Origin of the sequence: Micromonospora sp. NPDC049081 (assembly GCF_040648835.1) — a bacterium.
Lineage (GTDB): Bacteria > Actinomycetota > Actinomycetes > Mycobacteriales > Micromonosporaceae > Micromonospora > Micromonospora antibiotica.
Genome location: NZ_JBEZEK010000009.1, coordinates 149,644 through 164,445 on the forward strand (window position 1 = coordinate 149,644; position 14,802 = coordinate 164,445).

The 14,802-nt window shown below is 70.1% G+C and carries 15 protein-coding genes; 5 read left to right on the forward strand and 10 right to left on the reverse strand.

The genetic code is table 11. The features are described from left to right. Positions 1 to 65: 65 nt before the first annotated feature. The 4 genes from AB0B63_RS16005 to AB0B63_RS16020 all read right to left on the reverse strand — a co-directional run bounded on the left by AB0B63_RS16005 (position 66) and on the right by AB0B63_RS16020 (position 4,809). A complete protein-coding gene (locus tag AB0B63_RS16005; protein ID WP_088643667.1) occupies positions 66 to 827 on the reverse strand; it encodes a LytTR family DNA-binding domain-containing protein in 762 nt (253 codons plus the stop codon). A 17-nt stretch (positions 828 to 844) separates the two neighbouring features. Further along, the gene (locus AB0B63_RS16010) at positions 845 to 2,068 is read right to left on the reverse strand and encodes a histidine kinase (RefSeq protein ID WP_357018962.1); all 1,224 of its coding nucleotides are present in this window, start codon (positions 2,066 to 2,068) and stop codon (positions 845 to 847) included. A gap of 40 nt (positions 2,069 to 2,108) precedes the next feature. After that, positions 2,109 to 3,620 (reverse strand): sugar transferase, encoded by a 1,512-nt coding sequence (locus tag AB0B63_RS16015; protein WP_208565079.1) that lies wholly within the window; start codon positions 3,618 to 3,620, stop codon positions 2,109 to 2,111. Positions 3,621 to 3,948: 328 nt separating this feature from the next. Then, positions 3,949 to 4,809 (reverse strand): DNA-formamidopyrimidine glycosylase family protein, encoded by an 861-nt coding sequence (locus tag AB0B63_RS16020; protein ID WP_357018965.1) that lies wholly within the window; start codon positions 4,807 to 4,809, stop codon positions 3,949 to 3,951. A 24-nt stretch (positions 4,810 to 4,833) separates the two neighbouring features. Here AB0B63_RS16020 and AB0B63_RS16025 point away from each other — a divergent pair, with 24 nt between their 5' ends. Then, complete coding sequence (locus tag AB0B63_RS16025) at positions 4,834 to 6,108, forward strand: glycosyltransferase (RefSeq protein ID WP_357018968.1); 1,275 nt, start codon at positions 4,834 to 4,836, stop codon at positions 6,106 to 6,108. Positions 6,109 to 6,281: 173 nt separating this feature from the next. On the opposite strand, the gene AB0B63_RS16030 is transcribed toward AB0B63_RS16025, so the two are convergent. Genes AB0B63_RS16030 through AB0B63_RS16040 form a run of 3 tightly spaced genes read right to left on the reverse strand, consistent with a single transcriptional unit; the run spans position 6,282 to position 7,850 of the window. Then, the gene (locus tag AB0B63_RS16030; protein WP_357018971.1) at positions 6,282 to 6,494 is read right to left on the reverse strand and encodes a hypothetical protein; all 213 of its coding nucleotides are present in this window, start codon (positions 6,492 to 6,494) and stop codon (positions 6,282 to 6,284) included. A gap of 2 nt (positions 6,495 to 6,496) precedes the next feature. Next, positions 6,497 to 7,693 carry a helix-turn-helix domain-containing protein gene (locus AB0B63_RS16035; RefSeq protein ID WP_357018974.1) on the reverse strand — a complete coding sequence of 399 codons (1,197 nt, stop codon included), beginning with the start codon at positions 7,691 to 7,693 and terminating at the stop codon, positions 6,497 to 6,499. After that, the gene (locus tag AB0B63_RS16040; protein WP_176739070.1) at positions 7,680 to 7,850 is read right to left on the reverse strand and encodes a hypothetical protein; all 171 of its coding nucleotides are present in this window, start codon (positions 7,848 to 7,850) and stop codon (positions 7,680 to 7,682) included. The genes AB0B63_RS16035 and AB0B63_RS16040 overlap by 14 nt, the downstream gene beginning before the upstream one ends. A 346-nt stretch (positions 7,851 to 8,196) precedes the next feature. Between AB0B63_RS16040 and AB0B63_RS16045 the strand changes: the two genes are divergently transcribed. Both AB0B63_RS16045 and AB0B63_RS16050 read left to right on the forward strand, forming a co-directional pair. Next, positions 8,197 to 9,024: a helix-turn-helix transcriptional regulator gene (locus AB0B63_RS16045; RefSeq protein WP_357018978.1), complete on the forward strand. Its 828-nt coding sequence runs from the start codon at positions 8,197 to 8,199 to the stop codon at positions 9,022 to 9,024. A gap of 8 nt (positions 9,025 to 9,032) precedes the next feature. Next, the gene (locus AB0B63_RS16050; protein WP_357018980.1) at positions 9,033 to 9,227 is read left to right on the forward strand and encodes a DUF397 domain-containing protein; all 195 of its coding nucleotides are present in this window, start codon (positions 9,033 to 9,035) and stop codon (positions 9,225 to 9,227) included. 235 nt (positions 9,228 to 9,462) lie between these two features. Here AB0B63_RS16050 and AB0B63_RS16055 read toward each other — a convergent pair whose 3' ends face one another. Beyond that, positions 9,463 to 10,503, reverse strand: coding sequence for a tetratricopeptide repeat protein (locus tag AB0B63_RS16055; protein WP_357018984.1), 1,041 nt, complete (start codon positions 10,501 to 10,503; stop codon positions 9,463 to 9,465). Positions 10,504 to 11,001: 498 nt separating this feature from the next. Between AB0B63_RS16055 and AB0B63_RS16060 the strand changes: the two genes are divergently transcribed. Together AB0B63_RS16060 and AB0B63_RS16065 are read left to right on the forward strand one after the other, a co-directional pair. After that, positions 11,002 to 12,330, forward strand: a complete 1,329-nt coding sequence (locus AB0B63_RS16060; RefSeq protein ID WP_357018987.1) for an ATP-binding protein — start codon at positions 11,002 to 11,004, stop codon at positions 12,328 to 12,330. 7 nt (positions 12,331 to 12,337) lie between these two features. Then, on the forward strand, positions 12,338 to 12,949 hold the full coding sequence (locus AB0B63_RS16065; RefSeq protein ID WP_357018990.1) for an RloB family protein: 612 nt from the start codon (positions 12,338 to 12,340) through the stop codon (positions 12,947 to 12,949). A 226-nt stretch (positions 12,950 to 13,175) separates the two neighbouring features. Here AB0B63_RS16065 and AB0B63_RS16070 read toward each other — a convergent pair whose 3' ends face one another. Then, positions 13,176 to 13,985 carry a pectate lyase gene (locus tag AB0B63_RS16070; RefSeq protein WP_357018993.1) on the reverse strand — a complete coding sequence of 270 codons (810 nt, stop codon included), beginning with the start codon at positions 13,983 to 13,985 and terminating at the stop codon, positions 13,176 to 13,178. A 177-nt stretch (positions 13,986 to 14,162) separates the two neighbouring features. Then, on the reverse strand, positions 14,163 to 14,802 hold a 640-nt coding region (locus tag AB0B63_RS16075), incomplete at its 5' end, for a tetratricopeptide repeat protein (RefSeq protein ID WP_357018996.1).

The window sequence follows — 14,802 nt, forward strand, 5'->3', positions numbered from 1 at the left end:
GGCGGGTCTGTCACCGCTACTTTGCCGATCTTGAGTTGATCATGGGGGGCTTCGCGCACCCGGGGTCAGCGGTTCCAGTCCTGCTTGGCGGCCCGGACCAGCTTGTCCTTCAGCTCCCGGGTGTGCCGGCGGCTCACCGGCAACTCGGCGGCGTCGATCAGCACCACGTACCCCGAGTTGACCAGGCGCAGCTCCGCGATCAGCCGCAACTGCACCAGGTACGACCGGTGGATGCGCACGAAACCGGCGTCCGCCCAACGTTCGGCGAGGGTGGCCAGCGACACCCGGACCAGGTGCGACCCGTCGGCGGTGTGCAGCCGGGCGTAGTCGCCCTGCGCCTCCACCCAGCGCACCGCCGAGCGGGGCAGCATCCGGGTCGTCCCGGCCAACTCCACCGGGATCGTCGGGTCCTCCTCCGCGCGGGCCAGCGCCGCCGGGTGCGACGGCACCACCCGCGAGCCCATCACCCGGCGCAGCGACTCGGCGAGCCGTTCGGCGCGTACCGGCTTGCGGACGTAGTCGGTGGCACCCAGGTCGAACGCGTCGACCGCCCCGTCGTCGTACGCGGTGACGAAGACGATCGCGGGCGGCCGGGCGAACCGGCGCAGCACCCGGGCCAGCTCCATCCCGTCGAGTCCGGGCATCCGGATGTCGAGGAAGACCACGTCCACGTCGGTGTCCCGCAGCACCCGCAGCGCCTCGGTGGCGTCCCCGGCCGTGTGCAGCCGGGCCACCCGGGGATCGGCCCGCAGGTGGTACGCCAACTCGTCGAGCGCCGGTGGCTCGTCGTCGACGGCCAGCACCCGCAGGAACCCGGACGCGTTCACCGTGCCGGCCCGCTCGTTCACGCGCCGGCCCGTACGCCCGGGTGGAACTTCGGAATCCGCAGGCTCACCTTCGTACCCGAGCCGGGGCCCGTCTCGACGACCAGGCCGAACCCGTCGCCGAAGACGGAGCGGAGCCGCTCGTCGACGTTGGACAGGCCGACGTGCTGGCCGGGGTCGTCGGTCGGGTCGCTGCCGGCCCGGGTCAGCTCGGCGATCCCCGCGGTCAGCGTGGCCGGGTCCATCCCCACTCCGTCGTCCTCCACCGTGATGTGACACTCGGCACCCGCGTCCCGGGCCTCGATGCTCACCATGCCGGTACCGGGCTTGCGCGACAACCCGTGCCGCACCGCGTTCTCCACAAGCGGTTGCAGGCAGAGGAACGGCAGGGTCACCGGTAGCACCTCCGGGGCGATCTGCAACCGCACCTGCAACCGGTCGCCGAACCGGGCCCGTTCGATGGTCAGATAGCGGTCGATGGAGCGCAACTCCTCGGCGAGGGTGGTGAACTCCCCGTGCGCCCGGAAGGAGTACCTGGTGAACTCGGCGAACTCCAGGATCAACTCCCGGGCCCGCTCCGGGTCGGTGCGCACGAACGACCCGATCGCGGTCAGCGCGTTGTAGATGAAGTGCGGGCTGATCTGTGCCCGCAACGCCCGGATCTCGGCGCGGGCCAGCCGCTCCCGCGACGAGTCCAGCTCGGCCAGCGAGAGCTGGTTACCGGCCCAGTGCGCGGTCTCCAGGGTGGCCTGCACCAGGCCCGGCTCGGGTGGCCCGTCGGCCACCGCGACGAGTGCCCCGACCACCCGGCCGTCGGCTGACAGCGGAGCCACCACCGCCCCCCGGACGAGGCAGTCCACCCGGTCGCAGTGCAGCTCCGACTCGCCCAGCACCGTCGACCGCCCGGTCTCGGCCACCCGCCGGGCCGCCGCGAGCAGTTGCCCGCCGTGGTGCCCGCCGCGCCCGTCGAGGGCGAGCAGCGTGTCGGCGTCCGTCAACGCCAGCCCGGCCGCCCCCACCAGGGCCCGCAGATGGCGTACGGCCTTCGCCGCGCCCGCCGGGTGCAGCCCGGTACGCAGTGGCTCGGCGGCCAGCCCGGCGGTGTGCAGCACCTCGTAGGTGGCCCGTTGGGTGGCGGTGGCGATGCCCCGTCGACCGCGTAGCCGCAGCGCCGCCCAGAGCGCGGCGGCGAGCGCGGTCACCAGCGAGACGACGCCGACCACGGCGGAGAGGTTGCCACCCACCCCGCGATCCTGACCTGTCCGGGCCGCCACGCCAAGGGGTTCAGTACGCGCCCTTGCGGGCCAGCACCACACCGACCGTGCGCCACAGGATGCTCAGGTCGTACGCCAGCGACCAGTTGTCGACGTAGTAGAGGTCGAGCCGGACCGCCTCGTCCCAGGACAGGTCGGAGCGGCCGGACACCTGCCACAGCCCGGTCATCCCGGGGCGGACCAGCAGCCGCCGCCGTACGTCGCCGAGGAAGTCGCCGTCGTCGGCGGGCAGCGGACGCGGCCCCACCAGCGACATCTCCCCCCACAGCACGTTGATCAGCTGGGGCAGCTCGTCCAGCGACGAGGCCCGCAGGAAACGGCCCACCGGGAACACCCGGGGGTCCTGCTTCATCTTGAACAACATGCCGTCGGTTTCGTTCTGGTCGACCAGGCCGGCCAGCCGTTCCTCGGCGTTGACGTACATGGTGCGGAACTTCCAGACCCGGAAGGTCCGCCCCTCGTGGCCGACCCGGGGCTGGCGGAAGAAGACCGGCCCGGGGTCGGAGAGCCGGATGGCCAGCCCGATGGCGAGGAAGACCGGCACCAGCAGCAGCAGGCCCAGCCCGGCGGCGACCCGGTCCATCAGGTTCTTGGCCAGCAGGGCCGGCCCGGACAGGGTCGGTTCTTCCACGTGCAGCAGCGGCAGGCCCTCGATGGGGCGGATGTGCACCCGGGGGCCGGCGATGTCGGTGAGCTGCGGGGCGACCACCAGGTCGACACCGGATCCTTCCAGCTGCCAGGCCAGCCGGCGCAGCTCACCCGGCTCGGCGCTGGCCGAGCCGCAGACCGCGATGGTGTCCCCGCCGACCTCCCGGACCAGGGCCAGCACGTCCCGGCCGGCGTACACCGGGACGGGGGTCTGGATGCCCCGGGCGGCGGCGTACCCGTCGGTGATGTGGATGGCCACCGGCACCAGGCCGGCGCTCGGGTTGCGGGTGACCGCGACGTAGACCTCCAGGCACTCCGGCAGGGTGCCCACCAGCACCATCCGGTGCCCGGCGTGTCCGGCCCGCCCCCGGATGCGGTGCAGCACAAACCGGGCGGTGATGCGCCCGACCAGCACCAGCACCAGCGCACCGAGGAGCGCGAAGCCCACCGTCCACCGGGAGAGCTGCGTGACGGTGGCGAAGGCGAGGAAGGAGACTGTCGCGGCGACCGCGACCCCGGCCCGGATGACCCGCTTGTATTCGTCCGGGCCCAGTCCCAGGTAACGCCGGTCGTATGCCCGGTTTCCCCAGAGGATGACCACCCAGCCGAGCGGCAGCAGACCGAACGCGACCGTGTGGAACCAGGTCGGGTTCTCCTTCACGCCGTAGAAGCCGGAGGCCGCCTGGTCGAAGATCTGGATGGCGAGGAAACTCGCCAGCGCCGCTGCGGCGAAGTCGAGCAGCAGCAGCGCGACGATGTACGGGCGGTGCCAGCGGGACACCCGGCGTCGGGCGCGAGCCCAGGCCGACCGGGGCACCCCGTTGTGTGACGGCGGTGTCGGCGGCTGGATCTCGAAGCTGTCCACGTGCCGCACGAGTCTGCTCCGGCCTGTGTTGGTTACCGGGCGCTGGAGGCTTGTCGTCACCTCAACCCATGTCCTCCCGCATGACACGCGCCGCTCACTCGCCGTGAGGGGCCCGGGTCGCCCACCGTTCCAGTCTCCCACGCTGGCGGCGGGTCAAACGCGGAGCCGGGGGGCTTTGCGTCTGGGGTCGCCAACGAGGAACCGGCCGACTTCACGTCAGTTTTCGAAGCCGGGGACCGAGCCACTATACCGATGGACGGCCACCGGGGTAGAGCGCGGACGGGGAGGTTCCACGCGCCGCGGGCGATACCTCTCCGTAACAATGGTGGGTTGTGACTCAGCGTACGAGGCGAGACAACCGACGGTCAGCGAGTGGTTTGCCCCCGGTCTGGCACGTCGGGCAGTACTGGAGGCTGGAGTCGGCGAACGAGACTTCCCGTACCGTGTCGCCACAGACCGGGCAGGGCAGTCCGGTGCGGGCGTGCACCTTCAGTCCGGAGCGTTTCTCGCCCTTCAGCTCCGCCGCCCGGTGCCCGGCCGAGCGGCGTACCGCCTCGCCGAGCACCGCCCGGGTGGCCGCGTGCAGGGTGGCGAGTTGGTCGTCGGTGAGCCGGTCGGTGATCGCGAACGGGGACAGTTTCGCCGCGTGCAGGATCTCGTCGGAGTACGCGTTGCCGACCCCGGCCAGCACCGCCTGGTCGGTCAGCACCCCCTTGACCTGCCCCCGTCGGCTGCGTAGCCGTTCGGTGAAGGTGGCCAGGTCGGCGTCGAGCGCGTCCGGCCCGAGCTTGGCGACCCCGGGGACCTGCGCCGGGTCGGTCACCAGGTAGGCGGCGAGCTTCTTCTGGGTGCCGGCCTCGGTGAGGTCGAACCCGGAGCCGTCGTCGAGGCGTACCCGCAGGGCGATCGGGCCCTTGCCGGGGCGCAGCGGAGTGGTGGACGGGAACGCCTCCCGGTAGTGCAGCCAGCCGGCGCGGGCCAGGTGCACCACCAGGTGCAGGTCACCGTCGAAGATCACGTCGAGGTACTTGCCGTGTCGCCGGGCGTCCACGACCGCCCGGCCCGACACCGCCGTGGGCGCCGGGTCGTACGTCTTCAGGGCGTTGATGGCGGAGACCTCGACCCGGTCGACACGTCGCCCCACGGCTCGCTCACGTAGGTAGCCGGCGAGCGCTTCCACCTCCGGTAGTTCGGGCACCCCCTCACGGTAGCCTTCGTTCCCGTGAGAATCGTGGTGGCGCACAACCGGTACCGGGAAGCCCAGCCGTCGGGTGAGAACACGATGGTGGACTCGGAGATCGGGCAGCTCACCGCCGCCGGGGTCGAGGTGTTGCCGTTCATCCGCAGCTCGGACGAGATCCCGTCGATGCCGAAGTCGGCCAAGGCGCTGCTGCCGATCTCACCGATCTACGCCCCGCGCGCCCAGCAGGACCTGTCGCGGCTGCTCACCGAGCACCGGCCGGACGTGTTGCACCTGCACAACCCGTACCCCCTGCTGTCGCCGTGGGTGGTGCGGACCGCGCACAAACACGGGGTGCCGGTGGTGCAGACGGTGCACAACTACCGGCAGGTCTGCTCGTCGGGGATCTACTTCCGCGACGGCGTCATCTGCCAGGACTGCAAAGGGCGGGCGCTGGCGGTGCCGTCGATCGTGCACCGCTGTTACCGGGATTCGCGGGCGCAGAGCGCGCTGATGGCGGCCACCCTGGCCGTGCACCGGGGCACCTGGCGGTCGGTGGACCGGTTCATTGCGCTCACCTCGGCCATCGCCGACCATCTGACCGACTACGGCATCCCGGCCGAGCGGATCGTGGTCAAGCCCAACGCGGTGCCCGACCCGGGTGCCCCTACCCCGCTCGGCGACGGCTTCCTCTTCCTGGCCCGGCTGACTCCGGAGAAGGGTGTCGACCTGCTGCTGGACGCGTGGCGGCGGCACCCGGTGGGCAGCCTCGGCACGCTGCGGGTGGCCGGTGACGGTGAGCTGCGCCCGCTGGTCGAGGCTGCCGCCGCCGAGCGCGCCGACGTCGTCTATCTGGGTCAGCTCGACCGGGCCGGGGTGCGCGCCGCCGTCGAGGCGAGTGCCGTGGTGATCGCCGCGTCGATGTGGCACGACGTGCTGCCCACGGTGATCATCGAGGCGTTGGCCAGTGGGCGGCCGGTCCTCGGTACCGCGCTCGGCGGCATCCCGTACCTGGTGGGTGCGGACGCCCCGCACGAGCCCGCCGGCACCGGTCAGGCCGCCGTCGCCTCGGCGGTCGCCGGTCACGCCCCGCCGCCGGTCGGTCCGCCGGCGGTCCCGGCCGGCCTGCTCGGCGGCACCGCCGGCTGGGTGGTCCCGCCGGACCCGGCCGCGTTGGCCGCCGCGCTTCCGGTCGCGCGGGCCGGTGCCGCGCTGCTGTCCGCCCCGGCCCGGCTGCGGTACGAGCAGACCTTCCACCCGGACGTGGTCCTCAAGCGGCACCTCGCCATCTACGCCTCCCTCATCCGCCCCCACTGACCCGGCCGGGGACCTTCGCGAGATCCCGGAGGCTCCCACCGGGGCCGTTCCCTGCCAAAATCTCCGTGCCCGGCGGTCGGGGAGGGTGGTCGGGCGTGTCGCGGCTGGTGTGCATATCCACTGGAAGTGATATGCCTGGCTGGCATATTTATGCCGGACAGTCATACCGCTCATCAGCACAGGTGTCTCTTCGTGCCCTCCTCGGCCGTGCGGACAGCGGCGGCGGCGTGGATGACGTCGCGGGCGGCGGTCGCCACGCGGCACCCCGCAGTCCGGCAGAGCAGGCAGCGGCCGTCCGGGTCGGTGCGGTGGGCGCGGAGGACCGCGCGGGCGGTGAGGACCAACCGGTTGCGGATCTGCGCCAACGACAGGTGCGGCGCGGTCATGGTCAGGTCACCCCGAGCGCGGCGGCGAGCGTGACGATCGTGGCCGGGGCCTGCGGGGTGCGGGCCACCTGGGCGACCATTTCCCGGGCGGCGGGCCGGTGGCGTACCTCGGCGGGTGCCATCCGGTCGGCGTCGGCCAGCACCCGGCCGGCGTTGGTCGGGTCGTCGGCCTGGAGGTAGGCGCGGGCCGCGTCGACCAGGTGCGCCGCCCGGTGTTCCAGCGGCAGCCACCGCCAGGCGTCCCGCCGGGTCGTCTGCTCGTGCCAGGCCACCGCCTCCCCGGCGTGGCCCAGGTCGAGGGCGGCGGCGGTACGGGCCAGGTCGACGGCCGTCGGCCCGAACGCCGTCCGGTGGTGGTCGTGGCCCTCGCCGACCCGCGCGGCCATCCCGGCGGCCTCGTCGAGCAGGTCGGCGACGGCGCGGTCGTCGCCCCGGCGGGCCGCCCCCAGCGCGGCCTGCACCAGCAGCGCCCCGCACAGCGACACCTCACCGGGGCCATCGTCGTCGGGGCCGAGCAGGGCGATCCGGTACGCGCCGCCGAGCGCCACCGACACCGCCGCCCGGGCCCGCCCGGAGGCGCGGAACACCTGGCTGAGCTGCACCGTGGCGGCGGCCACCAGCAGCGGATCGCCGGACCCGGTGGCCATGGCCCGATCGGCGGCCAGCCAACCCAGGTCGACCTCACCGAGCTTGACCAGCAACGACGCGGTGAGCCGGTACACCTCCACCAGCAGCGGTCGGCTCGCCTCGTGGTCGTCGGCGGCGACCCGCTGCACGCCGGCCAGCAGACCCGGCAGGACGGCGCTCACCTGCGGGTACCGGGCATGCTGGAACTGCACCCAGGCGTGCCCGACGTCCCGCACCACCCGGGCCGCCGGCAGCACCCGGCCCGTCGGTCGACCCAACGCGACGTCGTACGCCGACAGGGCCTCCCGGATCCGCTCCACCCCTTCGATCCGGGCGGTCGTCGTGGCGGGTCGAGTGTCCCGGCCGAGCAGCACGGCGGTGTCGATCCGCAGCACGGTGGCGATGTCCCGCAACGTCGACACCTTGTCCAGCGACCGGACACCCCGCTCGACCTTGTCCACCCAGGATTTCGACCGGCCGAGCCGATCCGCGAACACCTGCTGCGACAGTTTCCGCCGCCCCCGCCAGTACGCCACCCGCCGGCCGACCGGCAGCAGCTCACTGCTGTCCACGACGCCACCGCCGGTCCGGCACCGCCCGGGTGGTCTCCTCGGCCGGTATCCGCTCCGCCTCGGCCTGGGCGAGGATCCGTTGCCGCGCCGCCTCACGTTCCGCCGCCTGGATCTGCTCGCCCCGGTCCTCGTGGTCGGGCCCGCGCCGCGCCGTCACGACCAGCACCCCGCCCGGTATTCCCCCGCCAGCGTCAGCAGCGGCCGTTCCGGCAGGTCGGGCACTCTGGCCACCCCTATCACCCGGTACGCCGCGACGCGCTCCGCGTGGTTCGTCGCCGGGCGGAGCCGGTCGAGCGGGTTCACCCGCCGCCTAAACGGCCAGCATTTCGCCAGCAGACCAGAGCGCGTCAGGTGCTTCGCATGCCGAGCCATGGGGACCTCCCGAGATTGTCTCTGGTTCCCTAATTTAGGAACCTAAAAACAGATGCTAGGAGGTGATCCCTGATTTGGAAACCCACGGCGTGTCGCCGGATCGTGGGCGGGAAGGGCGGGATACTCGCCGGATGGTCACCCCGACGATCCAGCGACGTCGCCTCGGCAACGCCCTCAGACGAGCCCGCGAGGCGGCCGGCAAGAGTCAGGACGAGGCGGCGGAGGTCATCGACTCCGCATCGAGCAAGGTCAGCCGGATGGAGCTGGGTCAGTCCGGCATCCGGCTGACGGATCTGAAGCTGCTGCTCGACTTCTACGGCGTGTCGGCCGAGGAGGCCGAACCGCTACGGGAACTCGCCCGCGCCGGTCGGCAGCGCGGGCGGTGGAGCGGGTACCGCAACGTGGTGCCGGACTGGTTCCGGCAGTACCTCGACCTGGAGGCGGACGCGGCGGAGATCCGCTGGTACCAGTCCGAGGTCATCCCCGGCATCCTCCAGACCGAGCCGTACATCAGGGCGTTGATCAATAGCGAGGATGTGGAGCGGCAGATCGCAGTGCGCCTGGAGCGACAAAAAGTCATCGATCGCCCAGACGGGCCGGAGCTGAGCTTCATCCTCAGCGAATCCGCGCTTCGGCGGAACCTCGGCGACCGGGAGGCGATGCGGGACCAGTTATCCCAGCTCGCCACCCTCGCCAACCGCCCGAACATCACCATCCAGGTCTTTCCGCTGGGTGCCGAGACCTACGTGGTTTCCTCGTTCAACTTCATCACTCTCCGGTTCGGGGAGGAAGTCGCCTCGGACGTCGTCTACCTGGAGACGTTCACGGACGCGGATTACCTTGACAGCCCCGAGGCGGTTCGGGCCTACAATCGGCTGTGGGACCGACTCCGGGCTGCGGCTTTGGGGCCAACGGAGTCCCGCAAGCTGATCCTGCGGATCGCCGACGAGATGAAGTAGAGGCTGACATGTCGAACCCGGATCTCACCGGCGCTGTGTGGCGGAAGTCCACCCGCAGCGACGCCAACGGTGGCGCGTGCGTCGAGGTGGCCGACCTCCGCAACGGGGTGGCCGTCCGGGACAGCAAGGACAGGACCGGCCCCACCCTCGCCTTCGACGCCCACGGCTGGCGCACCTTCGTCGACTCCCTCAAGCACAACTGACGCCACCCGTCGTACCGAGTGCGGCAGTGACCTGCCCCGGCCCCCGTCGCGGAGGCCGGGGCACGCTGCTTTCCACCTCGTTGAGGCTCGACGGTGGGCTGGTAGGCACCGGAACCATTGCTGTCCGAGATCGAGGGCAGCCCGTAGCGCATCTGACCCACCCCCGACGTCATGGCCACACTTGACTGGTGCCCGGCGCTCGCCGACAGCGAGCATTTCGTAGCCAGGCTCTTCATTACCGGCGTTTCGCGCGTTCCTGGCGGAGTTGTTCGAGGAAGGCGGTGTCGTCTTCGAGGTCGGGGTGGCCGACCTGCCGGTCGAGGGCGACGACGAGTTCGAGTTCCCGGATCGCCTGGTCGAGGTCACCGTCCGCCCGGTGGACCATCGCGATGTTGTACCGGGTGGTGGCTTCGCCGGCCCGGTCGCTGACTTCGCGGCGGATGGGGAGGGCTTGGTGGTAGTGGTCGAGTGCCTTCTGCCGCTCCCCGAGGTTGTCGTACACGCCGCCGATGTTGGTGAGGGTGGTGGCTTCGCCGGCTCGGTCGCCGACTTCCCGCGTGATGGGGAGGGCCTGGTGGTAGTGGTCCAGGGCCTGCCGGTGATTCCCCAGCCTGTGGTAGACGCTGCCGATGTTGTTGAGGGTGGTGGCTTCGCCGGCTCGGTCGCCGACTTCCCGCCGGATGGGGAGGGCTTGGTGGTAGTGGTCCAGGGCCCGCTGCCGATCTCCCAGGTTGTCGTACACGCCGCCGATGTTGGTGAGGGTGGTGGCTTCGCCGGCTCGGTCGCCGACTTCCCGCGGGATGGGGAGGGCCTGGTGGTAGTGGTCCAGGGCCTGCCGGTGATTCCCCAGCCTGTGGTAGACGCGGCCGATGTTGTTGAGGGTGGTGGCTTCGCCGGCTCGGTCGCCGACTTCCCGCCGGATGGGGAGGGCTTGGTGGTAGTGGTCCAGGGCCCGCTGCCGATCTCCCAGGTTGTCGTACACGAGGCCGATGTTGCTGAGGGTGGCGGCTTCGTTGCCCCGGTCGCTGGCCTGCCGGTACATGGTCAGGGCCTGCTGGTAGTCCTCCAGCGCCGCCCGGGGTCGACCGGTCGACGCCCGGGCCGAGCCACGGTCGTAGAAGGAACCGGCGTCCGGGCCGAGGGTCAGGGTCAGGGTGGCCATGGCCTCGACGGCGGCGAACCGCGAGGTACTCAACCACACCCAGCACACCCGGTCACCGACGTCCCGTGCGATCACCGGCTGCTGCCCGGCGACCGCGAGCCGGTGCACCTCCACGTGTCGGGCGAGCGTGGTCGTCGCCGTGGGAGTGGCAGGGCGTGGTCCTGCTGGTTCCCGGTCCGCGATGCCCGCTCCCACTCCACTCCTCCTGCTGCCTCCGGTGGTCGACGCCACGGTTGCCGAGGGGCGGACCATGGCGTCATCCGCGTGGGGTGGTGACACGGTCATCATCGTTCTTACCCCCGATGGCCGGGGCGCGGCCAGTGAGTCGGAAAGCCGTCACCTGAGCCGGGTTCGCCGGGCGACCCGGGACGCGCCTGCGGCAGTGACGTGCCCCAGCCCCCGTCCCGACAGCCGGGGCACGTGGCTGTCCCGCGTGGCCGAAGCTCGATGACAGGCTGCCGGCGGCCGGCGTATGGGTGCTCGATCAGTGCCAGTTGATGGGACGCGGAAGCCAACCACACCGCGCCCCCGATGCAGGAACAGCCTGATTTTCGTCAGAATCCTGCGAAACGTCAGCCGTGATTGCGGTCTGATTTGCGGTAGCGTGCAGATGTGCTTATCAGGTTCGAGGCCAGCAACTACCGGTCGATCGCCGAGGGTGTCGAGCTGTCGATGGTGGCGGTGGACCGCGAGCGCGAGGCGGCCCGGGATGCCCCCCACCTCGGCGAGAGCCTGCTGACCCGAGCCGCGATCTACGGACCGAACGCGTCCGGCAAGTCGAACGTCGTCGCCGCGCTCGCCTGGCTGCGCGACGCGGTCGAAGACTCACTTCGCCTGTGGGAAGACGAGATCCCGCTGGAGCCTTTCGCCTTCGGTCCGGGGCCGACCAGGCCCAGCGAGTTCGTCATTGAAACCACGGTTGACGGCATTCGTTTCGAATACATCGTCGAACTCGACGCCCGCCACATCCTCTACGAGGGGCTTTTTCACTATCCCGAGAAGAAGCGTCGCCGAATTTTTGAGCGGGAGGGTTCGGAATTGAAGCTCCAGCGCGGTCTGGGCGCACTTTCCGGAACTCGTGATTTGCTGACGGAACGGACACTCGCCCTGTCCGGTGCGCGACGCTTCGACGAGCCGCTCGTCACGAATTTCGCCAGAGAGATCCTGCGCATCCAGGTGCTCGGCCAACTGCCGCGCCGAGGCCGTTCGGGGGCGTTCTACAACAGGTTGCGACCACGATACTCCGGTCGGGCCGACACGGTCCGGTGGTTTGATGGTCCGGACAACGACCAACCGTTGCTGTTCTCCCTCTTCAACGCGGGAGAAATTGCTCTGGGTGACGAGAGCAAAGAATGGTCCACCCTGAGCAGGCGGCAGCAGGCGCTGGCGCTGCTGCGCCTGGCGGATCTCGGCATCGAAGATGTCGTCATCGACAGACAGGAAGTTCCTTCCACTAACGGTGAGACCGTGACTCAACGCCGACTACGCCTTCTGCACAGATCCGGAGATGACTCGGCGCCGCTCGACTTTTCCGCTGAATCGGAGGGAACGAGGACGTGGTTCGGCCTGATCGGGGCGGTGTTGACCGCGCTACAGGCGGGGTCGATAGTCATCTTCGACGAGTTGGACGCCAGCCTGCACCCGACGCTCTCCGCCGAGTTGCTGCGGGTCTTCCAGAGCCCGGTCACCAACCCCCACGGCGCTCAACTCATCTTCACCTCGCATGACACCAGCCTGCTCAACCACCTGAACCGGGACGAGGTCTGGCTCACTGAAAAGCAGTCTGACGGCTCCACCCGGCTCGGCGCGCTCGCCGAGTTCGCCGGTGAGCGGGTACGGAAGTCGCAGAACCTTGAAAGTGCCTACCTGCACGGCCGGTTCGGCGCACTTCCCCAGGTCGACCAGACGGAGTTCCTGCGCGCGCTCGGTCTGATCGGCTGACGACACGATGAGCCCACGCCGCCGGGAAACGAAACCCCTCAAGCGCACCGTCGCGCGACGCCCGGAGTTGCGCACGGTCGTCGTGTTTTGCGAGGGCATCAACTCCGAGCCCGACTACATCAACGGGCTGAAGAAGCTGCCCGAAATCGCGGGCAACACCGCCCTCAACCTCGAAATCCACCCCGACCAGGGCGTCCCGCTCACGCTTGTGCAGATGGCGGCCGACCGCCTGGCCGACCCGGAGGTGGACGAATGCTGGTGCATCTTCGACGTGGAGTGGCCGAAGAACCATCCGAACCTGCATCGCGCCAAGCAGCTCGCCCGGGACAAGGGTGTCGGGCTGGTGATCTCGAACCCGTGCTTCGAGCTGTGGTTGATCCTGCACCACAGCGGACACACCAAGTTTGTCGACACGGCGGAAGCCGAGAAGATGAGCCGCAAGCTTGACGGCCGCGCCGGCAAGAGCATCGACAGCAGCATCTATATGCCGCTGCGAAAGCAGGCCGCCCGCCGGGCCGAGCAACTCGAAATGCGGCACGCCAACAACGGCACCGCGTTTCCCGACGACAACCCGTCCTCCGGCATGCATCACCTGCTACGGGCACTCGGCGCAACGTAGCCGACGGCCCGCTGTGCTGGGCCGAAGTAGCGGCGACCGGGCGCGGTCGTTACCACTACTTCGCCCCAGGCGAGTCGATCACCGTGACGCGCGGGGCTGGGAGCGGAAGGCAGCCGTGAACTGCCCTGATACTGACGGCGGGCCGCGCACGCCCACTCAGGTACGCGCGCGGCCCGCCTCGGCCGGGGTCGCACTTCGATGCCGACCCCTACCTGTAGGTGAGGCTTTACTTGTAGACGATGTTCGACGACGTGTACTTGCAGTACGTACCGTCGGGCCCGCTGCCCGTCTTGACGGGCTCGGCACCGGAGCTGTTGCCCGTGTAGCGGTCGCAGATGGAGATCTTCCGGCTGCTGTCGCCGTAGATGGTGATGCCCGAGAACGTCGCGGTGTCGCCGTAGTTGGTGTTGATGCCGGCGAGCACCTTGCCGGGGGCGGTCACGGTGACATTCTGGATGACGACGGTCCGCTTGTACTGGGTCGAGCAGTTGCCGCACGACCGGTACAGCTTGCCGAAGTTGCTGACGTCGAAGTTCTTGATGGTCAGCTTGCCGCCGCCGTTGTGCTGGAACACCTTGTCGGAGGCGGACCGGGCACCCCCGCCGTCGACCGTGTAGTTCGCCGACGAGCCGCCCTTGAAGGTGGCGGCGTCCTCGCCGACGTCCTCCCACCACACGTTGACCAGCGTGCAGCTGCCCTTGCAGTGGATGCCGTCGGCGGCCGGCGAACCGATGATCACATTCTTGATCGTCGCGCCGTCGGCCAGCTCGAAGATCGGTTTCTGGCTCTCGCTCTGACCGCCGTCGCCCATCGCGCCGCCGGCCTTGTAGCGCACCAGACCGAAGTCCCGGGTGCCGCTGATCGACTGGGTGCTGGTGACGGTGGTGGTGCTCTTGGCGGTGGGCCAGGTGGCGGCCTGGGCGCCGGTCTGGGTGACGACCAGGCCGGCGGCGACCAGCCCTACGGTGGCGAACGGCAGCAGGGCGACCTGCCACCGTCGGCGGCGCGACGTCGCGCCGTTGTCACGTGTGCTCACGTGTCCTCCGAGACGGGTGATGGGACGGGGTGGTGGTGGCGGACAGCCGTCCGCACGCGCAGGAGCGCCCGCCGAAGTGCCACAACAGGCTTGGAAAGCGCTTACCTGCAGACGCCACACTACGACACCTTTCGATGCGTCGAAAGGGTCTCGCTCGGCTGTGGCCGAAGTGCTTTCCTACTGGCTTTCCGCGCGTTCCTGACGGAGTTGTTCGAGGAAACGGGTGTCGGCTTCGAGGTCGGGGTGGCCGACCTGCCGGTCGAGGTCGACCACCTGTTCGAGTTCCCGGATCGCCTGGTCGAGGTCACCGCCCGCCTGGTGGACCATCGCGATGTTGTACCGGGTGACGGCTTCGCCGGCTCGGTCGCCGACTTCCCGCGCGATGGGGAGGGCTTGGTGGTAGTGGTCGAGTGCCTGTTGCCGATCCCCCTGGCTGTTGTACACGCTGCCGATGTTGTTGAGGGTGGCGGCTTCGCCGGCTCGGTTGCCGACTTCCCGCGCGATGGGGAGGGCTTGGTGGTAGTGGTCGAGTGCCTGTTGCCGATCCCCCTGGCTGTCGTAGACGAGGCCGATGTTGTTGAGGGTGGCGGCTTCGCCGGTTCGGTCGCCGACTTCCCGCTGGATGGGGAGGGCTTGGTGGTAGTGGTCGAGTGCCTGTTGCCGATCCCCCTGGCTGTCGTACACGCGGCCGATGTTGTTGAGGGTGACGGCTTCGCCGGCTCGGTCGCCGACTTCCCGCGCGATGGGGAGGGCTTGGTGGTAGTGGTCGAGTGCCCGCTGCCGATCCCCCAGGTTGGCGTACACGCTGCCGATGTTA